Source organism: Lysobacter stagni (genome assembly GCF_030053425.1).
GTDB classification, from domain to species: domain Bacteria; phylum Pseudomonadota; class Gammaproteobacteria; order Xanthomonadales; family Xanthomonadaceae; genus Lysobacter_J; species Lysobacter_J stagni.
This window is the reverse complement of sequence record NZ_JASGBI010000001.1, coordinates 1,572,870-1,586,504: the sequence shown is the minus strand read 5'-3', so window position 1 is coordinate 1,586,504 and position 13,635 is coordinate 1,572,870. Positions and strand designations below refer to the sequence as shown.

The window sequence follows — 13,635 nt, the reverse complement described above, 5'->3', positions numbered from 1 at the left end:
GTCGGACGATGGTTCAGCGACGGCGGCGCTGCGTCTTGATGCGGTCGTAGGCCTGGTTGATCTCGCGCGCGCGAACCTCGGCCTGCTGGCGCAGTTCCGCGGCGGCCCCGGCCATGCGGTCGGGGTGGTATTGCGACATCAGGCGCCGGTACGCCAGGTCGACCTCGGTGTCGGTCGCATCGGCGGAGAGGCCCAGCGCGGCGTACGGATTGTCCCGGCGCAGGCTGAACCAGTCGGTATCGAAGGCATGGCCGATGAGGAACCCCACCAGGGCCCCGAAGAACGGGTTGGAGCGGAACAGCGCGGCCCCCGCGAAGAAGCCGAGCAGCTTGCCGTACCAGCGTTTCATCGTCCTTCCCGCGGCGTCGTGCCGGCCTGTTTCGGTCTGGCGACAGTGTACCTGCACGCCGCCGCCGGCCGGCGTACACTGGCCGGCCCTGTCGCGCACGCGCGCGAGTCGAGGCGAGCGTCAGGCGGGGCTTCCGAGCCGCACTTCCGTGCATCCATTGGGGATTCCCGCGTTGTCCACGACCCTGCTCCAGTCCGACCTGCCCGGCCTCCACCTGCGCCATCGCGGCAAGGTCCGCGACGTCTTCGACCTGCCCGCCGATCGCCTGCCCGCCGGGTCCGGCGACTGCCTGCTCATGGTCGCGACCGATCGGCTCTCGGCGTTCGACGTGGTGCTGCCCGACCCGATCCCCGGCAAGGGCGAGATGCTCTGCCAGATCAGCAATTTCTGGTTCGGCAAGACAGAGCACATCATCCGCAACCACCTCACCGGCATCGACGTGGCCTCGGTGCTGCCCGCCGGCGTGGACGCCGCGCTGTACGGCAAGCGTGCGGTCGTGACCAAGCGGCTCAAGCCTGTGCCGGTGGAGTGCATCGCACGCGGCTACCTCATCGGCAGCGGCTGGAAGGACTACCAGCGCACCGGCCGCGTCAGCGGCATCGCCCTGCCCGACGGCCTGCGCCAGGCCGAACAGCTGGCCGAACCCATCTTCACGCCCTCGACCAAGGCCGCCGTCGGCGACCACGACGAGAACATCGACTTCGACACCGCCGTGCGCACGGTCGGCGCCGACCTGGCCGAACAGGTGCGCGACGCGACGCTGCGCCTGTACAAGTTCGCGCGCGATTACGCCGCGCAGCGCGGCATCCTGCTGGCCGACACCAAGTTCGAGTTCGGCACCGATGCCGACGGCCGCCTGTACGTGATGGACGAGATGCTCACGCCCGACTCCTCGCGCTACTGGCCGGCCGACCAGTACGAAGTGGGCACCAGCCCGCCCAGCTACGACAAGCAGTTCGTGCGCGACTATCTGGAAACGCTGGACTGGGACAAGACAGCGCCCGGCCCGAAGCTGCCTGCCGAAGTGATCGACCGCACGCGTGCCAAGTACGCCGAGGCGCTGATGAAGCTGGCGGGGATTTCGGTCGACTGAGCGCATGCACGACGGGGCGGGGATGTTCGATGCGGAAGCGCTGAAGGCCCGTATCGAAACGGTCTTCCGCACGCATCCTGGCCCGCCTGCGATATCGCTGCGGGCCGGAAACGCGATCGACGACGGCGAACCGCCACCGCCCTGGGATGCAGCGCTCGACGCGCCTGATGCGTCGTATATGGAATGCAACGCGTGGGGTCTGCCCCATCTCGATGCAGCGTCCTGGCTTCACTATCTGCCGATCTTCATGTGCCACGCGCTGGATCACTTGCCGGATCGCGATTCGTCGATCGCCACCGACGCCCTCCTCTTCTCGCTGCAGCCACCGGACCGGGACCCGCCGCGATTCGGGTCGCTCTCGTCCGAGGAACAGACCGTGGTGGGACAGTTCCTCGATCTGCTGGCCTTCGATCCCCGCTCCAAGTGGACGGATCAGGCGATGACGGCGCTTGAGGAATACTGGGCACCCGGCGCCACGTACCGCTGACGCACAGGAACGCTCATGAGCCCCGGCTACCTCTACCTCGCCATCGCGATCACCGCCGAGGTCGTGGCCACCAGCGCGCTCAAGGCCTCCGAAGCTTTCACCCGCCTCGGCCCATCGCTCATCGTCGTGGCCGGCTACGCGGTCGCGTTCTACTTCCTCTCGCTGGTGCTACGGACGGTCCCTGTCGGCGTGGCCTATGCGATCTGGTCGGGCGCCGGCATCGTCCTGATCGCCCTGATCGGCTGGGCTGTCCTGAAGCAGCCCCTCGACCTGCCCGCCCTGCTCGGCATCGGCCTGATTGTCGCCGGCGTGGCGGTAATCCAGCTATTCTCGAAGTCCTCCGCGCACTGAGCGCGGACGTCCATGCCGCCTTGGGAGGGGTCGCCATGAACACCGTCGCCGAATCGTCGTCTTCTACCGAACGTCCGATCGATCGCTGGTTCGCCAATTACTCGGGCGACCACCGCAACGCCACCAACCAGCTCATCCACGTGATCTGCGTGCCCGCGATCCTGTGGAGCGTGGTCGCGCTGCTGTGGTGCATCCCGGCGCCCGGCAGCTGGTTCCGCGCCGGCTTCTGGGCCGGCCTGGCGATGCTGGCCACCGCCTTGTTCTACTACCGCGCCTCGCGTTCGCTGGGCTTGGGCATGGCGATCGCCTACGTGCTGATGGGCCTGCTGACGCGCTGGCTGCACGACACGTACGGCACCACCACGCTGCTGTGGCTGGGCGTGGGCGTGTTCGTGGTGGCGTGGATCGGCCAGTTCATCGGCCACAGCAAGCTGCTCGAGGGCAAGCGCCCCAGCTTCTTCACCGATCTCACCTACCTGCTGATCGGTCCGGCCTGGGTGCTGGCGAAGCTGTACCGCAAGCTGGGTCTGCGTTACTGAGTCATCGCTGCGGGCCGGGCGGGCACCTCCGTCCGGCCCCACGACAGGCCGAAGCGGAAGGGCCGACCCGGCCCGCGTTCACAGCCGATAGTCCGCTGGGCTGATCAGGTCCACGCCGCATTCCAGGCGCGAGAGCCACTCCAGGAAGCGCTCCATCACTTCACCGCGCATGGGCAGCCCGTGCTGCGGCACGATCATCGCCGGCTGCAGTTCGCGCACCATCTGCACCCACAATCGCGTGACGCGATTGGAGGCCATGTAGCGGCGATGGAAGCCCTCCATGCGCTGCACGTGCGATTCGAAATCGGTGACGAACGCATACGGCGTCTGGCTGGGCACCATCGACGCGCCGACGTCGCCCGAGAACAGGATCCGGCTGACCGGATCGAAGAAGCTGAAGTTGCCCACCGAATGCATGAAGTGCGCCGGCAGCGCGCGCATGTGGCTGTCGCCCATCGGGATGCGCCCGCCCTCGTCGGGCAGCAGCAGGTAACGGTCGCTGCCTGCGTTGCGCAGGTAGCCCGGCACCACGTGCGGCACGAACCGTCCCCACAGCTTCGAGCACACCACCGTGGTGTTGGTGTAAAGCAGCCATTTGTCGACCGAGCCGATGATGTCCGGGTCCTGGTGCGAGCACAGCAGCCACGTCACGTCGGTCGGCGCGACGTACGCGCCCATCGCCAGGATCAGGGGGTTGTAGAGCAGCGCGCCGCCCGGGTCGAGCAGCGCGCTGTGCTGGCCGTGCTGGACCAGGAACTGGTTCGCCTGCACGCCATCGTCGCCACGCACGAGGTCGCTGAAGGCAATGCAGCGGTGCCCCGCCTGGTCGAAGAGGATCGTCGCCATATGCTTCCCTGAAGAACCAGGCGACTGTACGTACCGCACCGCGACGCGGCTTGAGTCGGATCAATTCTGGCCGCGAACGCCGCAACGGCGGACAATGGCGCGCCCGCCGTGCCCGCTTCCCACCGACGCAACGCCATGCCCGCCCGCGATCTGCTGCTCGTACTCGTTGTCGTCCTGGCCTGGGCCGGGAACTTCCTCACCTCCGCGCTGGCGATGCGCGAGATCCCGCCGTTCCTGTTCACTGCGCTGCGCTTCGCGCTGCTCGCGCTGCCGTTGATGTGGCTGGTCAAGCGTCCGGCCGCAGGTCAGTGGCCGCGACTGATCACCGTGTGCCTGTGCATCGGCGTGCTGCATTTCGGCCTCAGCTTCACCGCGCTGAAGCTGGCAGGCGACCTGTCTTCGCCTGCCATCGTGATGCAGAGCTACGTGCCGATGACCACGCTGCTGGCGTGGTGGGCGCTGGGCGAACGCTTTGCGTGGCGCACCGGGCTGGCCATCGCGGTGAGTTTCGCCGGCGTGCTGGTGCTCGGCTTCGATCCGCTGGTGCTGGATCACCCGATGGCGCTGGTGCTGATGCTCATCTCCGCCGCGTTCCTCGCCGTGGGCACGGTGATCATGAAGGGCCTGAAGGGACTGGATGCGGTGAGCCAGCAGGGCTGGACCGCGCTGTTCGCGGTGCTGCCGCTGTTCGCGATCAGCGCGTGGCTGGAACCCGGCGCGATCGCGAAGCTGCCGCAGGCGAGCTGGGTGGCATGGGGTGGCGCGCTCTATGCGGCCTTCGTGTCGTCGCTGCTCGGCCACGGGCTGTACTACCTGCTCATCCAGCGCTATCCCGTCGCGCAGGTGACGCCATGGCTGCTGCTGGTGCCGGTGCTGGCAATCGGGCTGGGCATCGCGTTCTGGGGCGACCGTCCGGGGCCCCGCCTGCTGATCGGTGGGGCGATGGTGCTGGGCGGCGTGTTGCTGATCGCATTGCGCGCGTTGAGCAAGGCGCGTTCGCTGCCGAACGCCGAGGAGCTGTAGTCAGTCCCGTTCCCTGCGGGGCTCGAACATCTCCGCGCGGGGATGGAACGCGCGCGGCGCATAGCCAAAGGCGCGTTGCGCCGGCGAGGCATCGAATACCAGATCGCTGCGCATGCGACGCACGGCGGCTTCGCCCAGGCCGGTCGCGCGGCCGGTGAGCTGGGCGACGAACAACGCGGCGTTGAACAACGGCGACGGCAATTCGACCAGTGTCGGCGGCGGCGTGAGGCACGCCAACACGCGCGCGATCATGTCGCGATAGGTCAGGGTCTCGCCGCCCGGCAGTGCGTAGGCCTGTCCGTGCGTTTCCGCGACCGGCAAACAGGCAAAGGCCGCGGAGGCGAGGTCGTCCACGTGCACGGGCTGGCGCAGGCCATTGGCGCCGCGTGGCAGCGGAAAGCGCTGCCATCGCCGCGCGAGTGTCGCGATGCGCGTGAGCGTTGCGTCGCGTCCGACGCCGTAGACCAGCGTCGGTCGCAGCAACGTCGCCGCGGCACCGCGCCGTGCCGCGGTCGCAAACACACCTTCCTCGCCTTCGCGCAGACGTCTGGCGACATCGCGTTCGGCGGCATCGGCAGAGCCGCGTTTCACCTCGACGCTGGTGGACCCGAACGCGATCACGCGCGGGCATTCGATCCGCGACTGCGCATACCAGTGCGCGAAACCGTCGAGCGGCCCGCAACTGAGGATCGCATCCGCGCGCGAGGGCAGGCCGGCCACGTCGCCCAGACCGCCCTGCAACCACTGCAGGCCGGGCTCGTCCGCCTGCGGCGAGCGCGAGACGGCCGTGATGCGCCATCCGTCACGGTGCAACAACCCGAGCAGGGGAAAGCCGATCTGCCCCGTGCCTCCGAACACCAGTGCATGCCGCATCGGTCAGCCCACCTTCGCAGTGGCTGGCAGCGTCGCGCGCAGCCACAGCCATCCCAGCACCGCCGACAGAAGCGACGCGACCAGCACACCCAGCACGGCTTCCTCGTAACGCACCGGATCGGCATACGCGAGCGAGGCGATGAACAGGCTCATCGTGAAGCCGATGCCGCACATCAGGCCAAGGCCGACCATTGCCCGCAGGTCCATGCCATCGGGAAACCGGGCCCAGCCGACCGAGCGCATCAGCACCGCTGCGCCAACGATGCCAACCGGCTTGCCCACCAGCAGGCCGACCATCACGCCCATCGGCAGCGGTTCGAGCAGATCGCGCGGACTCATGCCCGCCAGTACGAGACCTGCATTGGCGAACGCGAACAGCGGCAGGATCGCGTAGGCCACCCATGGGTGCAGTGCATGTTCCAGCGACTCCAGCGGCGAATGCGCGTTCGCGTCCTGCCGGTCGGCATGCGGAATCATCAAGCCGGTGACGACGCCGGCCAGCGTGGCGTGCACGCCGGACTTGAGCACGCACACCCAGAGCAGCGTGCCCAGCACGAAGTAAGGCGCCAGGCGCGTGACGCCACGCAGGTTCAGCAGCGCCATGCCCACGATGGCCACCGCCGCGCCCACCAGCGCGGCCACCGACAGTCCGTGCGAATAGAACATCGCGATGATGAGGATCGCGATCAGGTCGTCGACCACTGCGATGGTCGACAGCAGCAACTTCATGCCGGTCGGCACGCGCGACCCCAGCAGTGCCAGCACGCCCAGCGCGAAGGCGATGTCGGTGGCGGTGGGGACCGCCCAGCCGCGCATCGCATCCGCATCGCCACGGTTGAAGGCGACAAACACCAGCGCCGGCACCACCACGCCGGCACAGGCGCACACCAGCGGCAGCACGAGCTGCGAGCGACGCGCGAGCTGTCCGCTCAGCATCTCGCGCTTGATCTCCAATGCCACCAGCAGGAAGAACACCGCCATCAGGCCGTCGTTGATCCACAGCAGCAATGGTTTGGCGATCTCGAAATCGCCGACGCGCAGGTGCACCGGCAGATTGCGGAATGCCTCGTAGAAAGGCGCGAGCGGTGAGTTCGCCGCGACCATCGCCAGCAGCGCCGCGGCGATCAGCACGATGCCGCCGGCCGCCTCCAGCCGGAAGAACTCGGTCAGCGCGCGCAAACCGCGCATGGAAGACGACGTGTCGCCGGACGTGTGGGGAACCTTCATCGGCCCAGTATATCGGCCGTGCGCGCGACACCCATCAGTGCTGCATCGTCACGACTTCGAACGCCACCCATGCCAGGAACGCGATCAGCAGCGCGGCGCCTTCGTTCTTGCTGATGTGCAGGTCGCCACGCAGCATCGGATACAACATCACCGCGAACACGGCCGCTGCCGGGAGTTCGAAGCGGACGAACGATTCCGGCAGCGCGACCGCGCCACCGATCGCGGCCATGCCGCCCACGATCACGAGCAGGTTGAACAGGCTCGAACCGATCACGTGGCCAACGACGATGTCGCCATGGCCCCTGCGCGCTGCGGAGATCGCCGCCGCGACTTCGGGCAGCGCGGTTCCGATGGCGACCGGCAGCAGGCCGGTGAGCAGCGGCGCCATGCCCAGGCCGGCGCCGATCGTCGGTGCGCTGCGCACCACCATGCGCGAACCGAAGTACAGCAGCACGGCGGCGATGGCGAAGCGCAGCAGGTTCAGCCACAGATCCGTGCTGGTGTGCGCGAAGGTGGCGATGGCGTCCTGCAGTTCCGGCGATTCGCGGCGCGTGCGCACGGCGGCGACGGCAATGACGATGAGGAATGCGACCAGCATGATCAGGCCTTCGATGCGCGACAGCGTTCCATCCAGGCCCAGCAGCACCAGCAGCAGCGTGCCCAGCAGCAGCACCAGCAACAGCGGTGCCAGCGCACGCCAGCGCACCGTCAGCGGCGCGACCAGCGCGGCCGCGCCCAGGGTCAGTCCGAAGTTCGCGACATTGCTGCCAACTGCGTTGCCCAACGCGATGGCGGACTGGTTGCGCATCACCGCCTGCAGGTTGACGGCCAGCTCCGGCAGCGACGTGCCGAATGCGACCAGGATCAGGCCCGCGACGAACGGCGAAGCGCCCAGACGCTGTGCCAGCCCGGACGAACCCTTCACGATGGAATCGCCACCCAGTGCGAGCAGCACCAGACCCAGTACGAACCAGCCGATGGCCTCGAGCATCGTGTCCCCTCCACGCCTCAATCCGTCGATTCTATGCCCAGCGCGCCGCGGGGCGTCCAGCGCGGCGTCTCAGGAGCAACCTTCCACGTAATCGACCTGGGGCGGCTGGCCAATGCGCCACGCCCTGACCAGGCCACCCGCGTCCGTCTCGAACAGCAGCACGCCAGGGCCGCTGGCGTCCGGGATGCGCAGGTAATGCCCGCCTTCAACGTACTTGTGCTTCTGCACCTGCATGCGGTCTCCGTACAGGCGCCGGATGTCGCGCTCGAACATCCCTGCCCTGCCACCGCCGGGTGCTTCGATGTCGGGCGCGTCCACGTCCATGCGCACGAAGCGGTCGTCCTCGAACATGAAGGCGAGGCGGTAGCCGGCGGTCGATCGCGGCTGCGGCATCAGGTAGTAGCAACCGCCGGGCTGGTCGGGCTTCATGCCGCCCAGATCCGCCCCCCACGCCATGCGCACCTGTTCCTCGTTCGCGCCGAACGGCGCGGGTCCGAACCCGTTGTAGCCGATGGCGCCCGGTGCGGGCATGGCGCCGGTCGCGGATGTGGCCGCCGGCGCAGGCATCGGCGCATCGCCGGCAGCGGACGACGCGGCATTGGGTGCCGGTGCAGCGGCGGATCGCTCCGGGGTAGTCGCACCGGGCGCAGCATCGCGGCCGGTGCACGCGGCCAATGCCAGCAGGCACGCCGCCACGAACCATTCTTTCATCGCCCCCACTCCACCGACGTTCCCCCGCATGCGCAGACCGGCCAGCCTACTCCTGCGCCGTTAACGTCGTGCCAAAGCGGGCCTCAGGCCTTCGGCGCGACGAAATGCTTCTTCAGTCCCGCCCAGCACGCCTGGTAGTCGCGCTGGCGATGCGCGGCTTCGATGGCCTGCGCCGTCGGCCGGATGACCGCGCGCGTTTCGAACATGAAGGCCATCGTGTCCTGGATCACATCCGGCTTCGACAGATCGGCCGCGCTGGCCTTCTCGAAGGTCGCCGCGTCCGGGCCGTGGCCGGTCATCGAGTTGTGCAGCGACGCGCCGCCTGGCGTGAAGCCTTCGGCCTTGGCGTCGTAGGCACCGTGCACCAGGCCCATGAACTCGCTGGCGATGTTGCGGTGGAACCACGGCGGCCGGAACGTGTCCTGCGCCACCAGCCAACGCGGCGGGAAGATCACGAAGTCCAGATTGCTCGTTCCCGGCGTGTCGCTGGGCGAATGCAGGACCAGGAAGATCGACGGATCCGGATGGTCGTAGCTGATCGAACCGATCGTGTTGAAGTGGCGCAGGTCGTACTGGCATGGCGCGTAATTGCCGTGCCAGGCCACGACGTCCAGAGGCGAGTGGCCGATGTCGGCGCGCCACAGGTGGCCCTGGAACTTGCCGATGAGTTCGAAGTCGCCTTCGCGATCTTCATAGGCCGCATTCGGCGCCAGGAAGTCGCGCGGATTGGCCAGGCCATTGCTGCCGATCGGCCCAAGGTCGGGCAGGCGCAACATCGCGCCGAAGTTCTCGCACACGTAGCCGCGCGCCTCACCGTCCGGCAATGACACGCAGAACCGCACGCCGCGCGGTATGACCGCGATCTGCTGCGGCCCGACGTCGAGCACGCCCATCTCCGTGGCGATGTGCAAACGACCGAGCTGCGGCACGATGAGCAGTTCGCCGTCGGCGTCGTAGAAATAGCGGCCCTGCATGTCGCGATTGGCCGCGTACAGGTGGATGCCCACGCCGCTCTGCGCTTCCGGCGAACCATTGCCGGCCATGGTGAAAAGACCGTCGACGAAATCCACCGGCGCCTGCGGCATCGGCAGCGGGCTCCAGCGCAGCTGGTCGGGCGACACCGGTGCGCTGCCGAAATCGTTGTGGAAACGCGGCTGCGCATAGGGCGCGAACGCGCCGTGCATCGCCGCAGGGCGGATGCGGTACAGCCAGCTGCGGCGGTTGGCGTGACGCGGCGCGGTGAACGCCGTTCCGGACAATTGTTCCGCGTACAGGCCGTGCGCGACGCGTTGCGGCGAATTGCGACCGACCGGCAACGCACCGGCCACCGCCTCCGTGGCGAACTCGTTTCCGAAACCCGATTGGTAGCCGTTGCTGGTGATGGTCATGAAGATCTGCCGTTAAGCCCCTCTCCCATCGGGAGAGGGGTTGGGGTGAGGGGCAGCCGAGCGGCAAGCGTTCCAGATCGCCTCCATCACGGCGTCGGTCTGCAGCAACGCATCGTTGTCCCAGAAACGAAGCACTTTGAAACCTTTCGACTCGATAAAGCGGGTGCGTGGCAAGTCTGCGTCGGTCGAATGCTGCGAGCCATCGAGTTCGACGACGAGCTTCGCGGCGAGGCAAGCGAAGTCCACGACGTATGGCGGAATCGGATACTGACGCCGAAACTTGAAGCCCGGCAACTGGCCACCGCGCAGCCGTCGCCAGATGACACGTTCGGCATCCGTGGCATTGACGCGCAAGGAACGCGCCGACGCCAAGGTGTCCGTGGGGAGTTTCGCCCTCCGACGGTCTTCCATGCTCCGCCCCTCACCCCAACCCCTCTCCCGTCGGGAGAGGGGCTAGAAATACTTACAGCACCCCGCGCCGCATCTGGTCGCGCTCGATGCTTTCGAACAACGCCTGGAAGTTGCCTTCACCGAAACCTTCGTTGCCCTTGCGCTGGATGATCTCGAAGAAGATCGGGCCGATGGCGTTCTGCGTGAAGATCTGCAGCAGCTTGCGCTGGTGCGTCTCGCGGTCGGCGTCGATGAGGATCTTGTTCTTCTGCAGGCGCGGCACGTCCTCGCCATGGTTCGGAACGCGCTGGTCGATCACCTCGAAGTACGTGTCCGGCGTGTCGAGGAACTCCACGCCCTGCGCGCGCATCGCTTCGACCGTGTCGTAGATGTTGTCGGTGAAGCAGGCGATGTGCTGGATGCCTTCGCCCTTGTACGCATCCAGGTACTCGTTGATCTGCGACTTGGGGTCGCTGGATTCGTTGAGCGGAATGCGCACGATGCCGTCCGGCGCGGTCATCGCCTTGGACACCAGGCCCGTCTTGGCGCCCTTGATGTCGAAGTAGCGGATCTCGCGGAAGTTGAACAGACGCTCGTAATAGTCCGACCACTTCTGCATGTTGCCGAAGAACAGGTTGTGCGTGAGGTGGTCGATGAACGTGAGGCCGAAGCCCTTCGGATCCTGCTCGGCGCCCTGCACGGGCAGGTAGTCGCCTTCGTACATCGAGCCGGCATCGCCGTAGCGGTCCACCAGGTACAGCATGCAGTCGCCGATGCCCTTCACCACCGGCGCGTCGACGGCCTTGCTGTCGACCCGGTCGGTGATGGCTTCGCCGCCGTTGTTGACGACGGTGTCGAACACGACGGATGCCGGCTTGCGGAAGCGGATCGCGAAGCCGCAGGCGCAGGGGCCATGCTTGGCGGCGAAGTCCGCGGCGAAGCTGTCCGGGTCCTCGTTGACCAGGAAGTTGACGCCGCCCTGGCGGTAGACCGTGATCGGACGGGTCTTGTGGTGCAGCACGGCCGTGAAGCCGAGCTTGCGGAAGTAGTCGTGCAGGGCTTCGCCCTGGCCCGCCGGGGCGGCAAACTCGACGAACTCGAAGCCGTCGATGCCGAGCGGGTTCTCGAACGTGGTGACCTGCATGCCGAGGTTGGGCTGCGCATTCATGGCATTGTTCTCTGGTAGCGGTCCGACCCGGCGGAGATTCCCCGGAGCGGCCTGTCGAAACCCACTTTATAGTTTCAACTGAAACCATAATCAAGGCACATCGCACCATGAATGCGCGCGACCCTGGAGTTTCCCGGCTGGGCCAGCCCCTGCCCGGTCATGCCCAACTGGATCTGGAGCATTTCCTGCCCTATCGCCTGTCGGTGCTGAGCAACCGCGTCAGCAGCACCATCGCGCGCATCTACACCGAACGCTTCCAGCTCAGCATCACCGAATGGCGCGTGATGGCGGTGCTGGGCCGGTATCCGGGGCTGTCGGCCAACGAGGTCGCCCAGCGCACCGCGATGGACAAGGTGGCCGTGAGCCGCGCAGTGGCCCGCCTGCTCGAAGCAGGCCGGCTGGAGCGCGACATCCATGGCGACGATCGCCGCCGCTCCGTGTTGAAGCTGTCCGAGGCGGGCTACCGGATCTACGACGAGGTCGCGCCGATGGCGCTGGCGTTCGAACGTCGCCTGCTGGACGGTATCGACGACGCCGAGCGCGCGGTGCTGTTCCGCCTGCTCGACCGGCTGGACGAACTGGAACTGCGCGCGGAAGCCGAAGCCCCGACCTGAGCGATCGCGCTCCGGGTCATCCGGGGTGATCGATCGCCTGCACACGCCACGCGGGAAACTCGTCGCCCACCGGCGTCGGCGCGATCCATCCGCAGGCCAGCAGCCCATCGTCGCTGCCTGCTTCGCACAGATAGACCGCCACGGCACCGCGCTGCTGCTCGGTACGCACCAGTGCCCAGCCCTCGGGCAGCAGCCGCTTGTCGCGCGTGACTTCCGTTTCCAGCCAGGGTGAGGCGTCGGCTTCCAGGACGTCGCGACCGGCCTGCGATCCCTGCGCGGTGACGATGGCGATTTCCGCATGCAGCATGGGCGCGACCGGCGGACGCTCGACCACCAGCCCGTGTCCTTCCAGGCGATCGGCGATGTCGCCCGGCACGGCGTACGCCAGCGGGCGCTGCACGAAGTGTTCGCCGACGAAGTCGCCGATGTACGGCACCCTCGCGCTCACCGGCTCGCCCTCCAGCGTGTACGGATCGCGCGTGAGGATGTCGACGTCGCGATCGGCAAACGCCGCGAGCCGATAGCGCACCGCAATCTCGTCAGGCGGCATCTCGCAACCGGCCAGCAGTTCGACGATCTCCTGCGCGTGCGCGGCGGCATAGGCGATGGTCTCGCGCAGGAATGCGTACGTGGTGTGCACGCGATCGTAGAAGTCGATGTAGGCGTAAGTCTCCAGCAGCAGGTCCAACCGGTTCGTCAGCCCGCGGTAATTGCCGCCGAAGCGCGGATGGTGCGTGTAGGTAATCCACCCCGCGCCATGCCCGCCTTCGTCGCGCAGGAAGTTGCCATACCAGAACGTGTCGAAGCCATCGTTCGCCTTCACGGCGCCACTCACGGCGGGAAGCAGCTGCTCGCGCATGTACTCGACGGGCTCGCTGCGGCCGCTGAGTGCGGTGTGCGGGATGTCGTAGGTCAGCGCGTAGCGGTGGATGGAGCCGTTCGTCGCATGGCAGTCGATGGTGAGGTGCGGGTTCCACAGGTGCATCACGCGCGTCTGCAGCAGGCGCATTTCCGGCGCGTCCTGGCGCATGTAGTCGCGGTTGAGGTTGATGCCCGCCGCGTTGACGCGCGTGCCCACGCCGCTGTCCGGGCCGAGCTGCCCGGTGAAGTGGGCAATGTCGAGCCTGCGGTTGCCCGGATCGATGCGATCGTTGCCGTCGGCGTTGAACAGCGGAACCAGCAGCAGCGTCACGTGCGAAAGCACGTCCCCATGCGCGCCGTGCAATAGATCGCGCACGTACATCAGCCCGGCCTCCTTGCCTTCCACTTCGCCGGCGTGGATGCCGCACAGCACCAGCACGACCGGCTTGTCGCTGGCGCGCGCCTCTTGCGGCGTGCGCACACCGCTACCGGACAGGACGAGCAGCGGAAGTTCACGGCCTTCGGGCGTCTTGCCGAAGTCGCCGACGTGCAGACGCGGATCGCCCAGGTCGACCAGCCCTTTGACGAAGGCCATCACGTCCGTGTGGCGCGAGGTTTCGGCGTACTGCGTGGCTTCGGCGCGCGTGAGCAGGGGCGGCGGCTGGGTCATGGCGGCGTCCGGCGGAGCGAGATGGCTACCTTACCGTCCAACGCGAAACGACCG

16 protein-coding genes are annotated in these 13,635 nt (G+C 67.4%); 6 read left to right on the top strand and 10 right to left on the bottom strand.

The genetic code is table 11. From position 1 onward, the window contains the following. Nucleotides 1–13: 13 nt before the first annotated feature. A complete protein-coding gene (locus QLQ15_RS07195) occupies nt 14–349 on the bottom strand; it encodes a J domain-containing protein (RefSeq protein WP_283212147.1) in 336 nt (111 codons plus the stop codon). A gap of 172 nt (nt 350–521) precedes the next feature. On the opposite strand from QLQ15_RS07195, the gene QLQ15_RS07190 reads away from it, so the two are divergent. Genes QLQ15_RS07190 through QLQ15_RS07175 form a run of 4 tightly spaced genes read left to right on the top strand, consistent with a single transcriptional unit; the run spans nt 522 to nt 2,819 of the window. Next, nucleotides 522–1,442 (top strand): phosphoribosylaminoimidazolesuccinocarboxamide synthase, encoded by a 921-nt coding sequence (locus QLQ15_RS07190; protein ID WP_283212146.1) that lies wholly within the window; start codon nt 522–524, stop codon nt 1,440–1,442. 4 nt (nt 1,443–1,446) lie between these two features. Beyond that, the gene (locus tag QLQ15_RS07185) at nt 1,447–1,929 is read left to right on the top strand and encodes a DUF6714 family protein (protein ID WP_283212145.1); all 483 of its coding nucleotides are present in this window, start codon (nt 1,447–1,449) and stop codon (nt 1,927–1,929) included. 15 nt (nt 1,930–1,944) lie between these two features. Beyond that, on the top strand, nt 1,945–2,280 hold the full coding sequence (locus tag QLQ15_RS07180; RefSeq protein ID WP_283212144.1) for a DMT family transporter: 336 nt from the start codon (nt 1,945–1,947) through the stop codon (nt 2,278–2,280). 35 nt (nt 2,281–2,315) lie between these two features. Beyond that, a complete protein-coding gene (locus tag QLQ15_RS07175) occupies nt 2,316–2,819 on the top strand; it encodes an Mpo1 family 2-hydroxy fatty acid dioxygenase (protein WP_283212143.1) in 504 nt (167 codons plus the stop codon). 78 nt (nt 2,820–2,897) lie between these two features. Here QLQ15_RS07175 and QLQ15_RS07170 read toward each other — a convergent pair whose 3' ends face one another. Next, a complete protein-coding gene (locus QLQ15_RS07170; protein ID WP_283212142.1) occupies nt 2,898–3,665 on the bottom strand; it encodes an oxygen-binding di-iron domain-containing protein in 768 nt (255 codons plus the stop codon). 135 nt (nt 3,666–3,800) lie between these two features. Here QLQ15_RS07170 and QLQ15_RS07165 point away from each other — a divergent pair, with 135 nt between their 5' ends. Continuing rightward, the gene (locus QLQ15_RS07165; protein ID WP_283212141.1) at nt 3,801–4,688 is read left to right on the top strand and encodes a DMT family transporter; all 888 of its coding nucleotides are present in this window, start codon (nt 3,801–3,803) and stop codon (nt 4,686–4,688) included. On the opposite strand, the gene QLQ15_RS07160 is transcribed toward QLQ15_RS07165, so the two are convergent. From QLQ15_RS07160 to hppD, 7 genes are all read right to left on the bottom strand, one after another. After that, entirely contained in the window at nt 4,689–5,561 is an 873-nt protein-coding gene (locus QLQ15_RS07160) for an NAD-dependent epimerase/dehydratase family protein (protein WP_283212140.1), read from the bottom strand. 3 nt (nt 5,562–5,564) lie between these two features. Next, nucleotides 5,565–6,788: a Na+/H+ antiporter NhaA gene (gene nhaA, locus QLQ15_RS07155; protein WP_283212139.1), complete on the bottom strand. Its 1,224-nt coding sequence runs from the start codon at nt 6,786–6,788 to the stop codon at nt 5,565–5,567. Between the two features lie 34 nt (nt 6,789–6,822). After that, nucleotides 6,823–7,779: a calcium/sodium antiporter gene (locus QLQ15_RS07150; protein ID WP_283212138.1), complete on the bottom strand. Its 957-nt coding sequence runs from the start codon at nt 7,777–7,779 to the stop codon at nt 6,823–6,825. Between the two features lie 69 nt (nt 7,780–7,848). After that, entirely contained in the window at nt 7,849–8,490 is a 642-nt protein-coding gene (locus tag QLQ15_RS07145) for a hypothetical protein (protein ID WP_283212137.1), read from the bottom strand. 83 nt (nt 8,491–8,573) lie between these two features. Beyond that, nucleotides 8,574–9,878 (bottom strand): homogentisate 1,2-dioxygenase, encoded by a 1,305-nt coding sequence (hmgA, locus tag QLQ15_RS07140; protein WP_432277784.1) that lies wholly within the window; start codon nt 9,876–9,878, stop codon nt 8,574–8,576. A gap of 12 nt (nt 9,879–9,890) precedes the next feature. Next, nucleotides 9,891–10,289: an endonuclease domain-containing protein gene (locus QLQ15_RS07135; RefSeq protein ID WP_283212136.1), complete on the bottom strand. Its 399-nt coding sequence runs from the start codon at nt 10,287–10,289 to the stop codon at nt 9,891–9,893. Nucleotides 10,290–10,341: 52 nt separating this feature from the next. Further along, on the bottom strand, nt 10,342–11,412 hold the full coding sequence (gene hppD / locus QLQ15_RS07130; protein ID WP_432277848.1) for a 4-hydroxyphenylpyruvate dioxygenase: 1,071 nt from the start codon (nt 11,410–11,412) through the stop codon (nt 10,342–10,344). A gap of 131 nt (nt 11,413–11,543) precedes the next feature. On the opposite strand from hppD, the gene QLQ15_RS07125 reads away from it, so the two are divergent. Beyond that, nucleotides 11,544–12,050, top strand: coding sequence for a MarR family winged helix-turn-helix transcriptional regulator (locus tag QLQ15_RS07125; RefSeq protein ID WP_283212134.1), 507 nt, complete (start codon nt 11,544–11,546; stop codon nt 12,048–12,050). Between the two features lie 16 nt (nt 12,051–12,066). On the opposite strand, the gene QLQ15_RS07120 is transcribed toward QLQ15_RS07125, so the two are convergent. Then, nucleotides 12,067–13,581 (bottom strand): M14 family metallopeptidase, encoded by a 1,515-nt coding sequence (locus QLQ15_RS07120; protein ID WP_283212133.1) that lies wholly within the window; start codon nt 13,579–13,581, stop codon nt 12,067–12,069. Between the last annotated feature and the right edge of the window lie 54 nt (nt 13,582–13,635).

What these genes read in the sequence shown, in the direction of transcription:
- QLQ15_RS07195 (WP_283212147.1), bottom strand. Translation starts at nt 349, where the DNA reads ATGAAACGCTGGTACGGCAAGCTGCTCGGCTTCTTCGCGGGGGCCGCG.
- QLQ15_RS07135 (WP_283212136.1), bottom strand. Translation starts at nt 10,289, where the DNA reads ATGGAAGACCGTCGGAGGGCGAAACTCCCCACGGACACCTTGGCGTCG.
- QLQ15_RS07150 (WP_283212138.1), bottom strand. Translation starts at nt 7,779, where the DNA reads ATGCTCGAGGCCATCGGCTGGTTCGTACTGGGTCTGGTGCTGCTCGCA.
- QLQ15_RS07175 (WP_283212143.1), top strand. Translation starts at nt 2,316, where the DNA reads ATGAACACCGTCGCCGAATCGTCGTCTTCTACCGAACGTCCGATCGAT.
- nhaA (WP_283212139.1), bottom strand. Translation starts at nt 6,788, where the DNA reads ATGAAGGTTCCCCACACGTCCGGCGACACGTCGTCTTCCATGCGCGGT.
- hppD (WP_432277848.1), bottom strand. Translation starts at nt 11,412, where the DNA reads ATGCAGGTCACCACGTTCGAGAACCCGCTCGGCATCGACGGCTTCGAG.
- QLQ15_RS07120 (WP_283212133.1), bottom strand. Translation starts at nt 13,581, where the DNA reads ATGACCCAGCCGCCGCCCCTGCTCACGCGCGCCGAAGCCACGCAGTAC.
- QLQ15_RS07180 (WP_283212144.1), top strand. Translation starts at nt 1,945, where the DNA reads ATGAGCCCCGGCTACCTCTACCTCGCCATCGCGATCACCGCCGAGGTC.
- QLQ15_RS07145 (WP_283212137.1), bottom strand. Translation starts at nt 8,490, where the DNA reads ATGAAAGAATGGTTCGTGGCGGCGTGCCTGCTGGCATTGGCCGCGTGC.
- QLQ15_RS07170 (WP_283212142.1), bottom strand. Translation starts at nt 3,665, where the DNA reads ATGGCGACGATCCTCTTCGACCAGGCGGGGCACCGCTGCATTGCCTTC.
- QLQ15_RS07165 (WP_283212141.1), top strand. Translation starts at nt 3,801, where the DNA reads ATGCCCGCCCGCGATCTGCTGCTCGTACTCGTTGTCGTCCTGGCCTGG.
- hmgA (WP_432277784.1), bottom strand. Translation starts at nt 9,878, where the DNA reads ATGACCATCACCAGCAACGGCTACCAATCGGGTTTCGGAAACGAGTTC.
- QLQ15_RS07185 (WP_283212145.1), top strand. Translation starts at nt 1,447, where the DNA reads ATGCACGACGGGGCGGGGATGTTCGATGCGGAAGCGCTGAAGGCCCGT.
- QLQ15_RS07125 (WP_283212134.1), top strand. Translation starts at nt 11,544, where the DNA reads ATGAATGCGCGCGACCCTGGAGTTTCCCGGCTGGGCCAGCCCCTGCCC.
- QLQ15_RS07160 (WP_283212140.1), bottom strand. Translation starts at nt 5,561, where the DNA reads ATGCGGCATGCACTGGTGTTCGGAGGCACGGGGCAGATCGGCTTTCCC.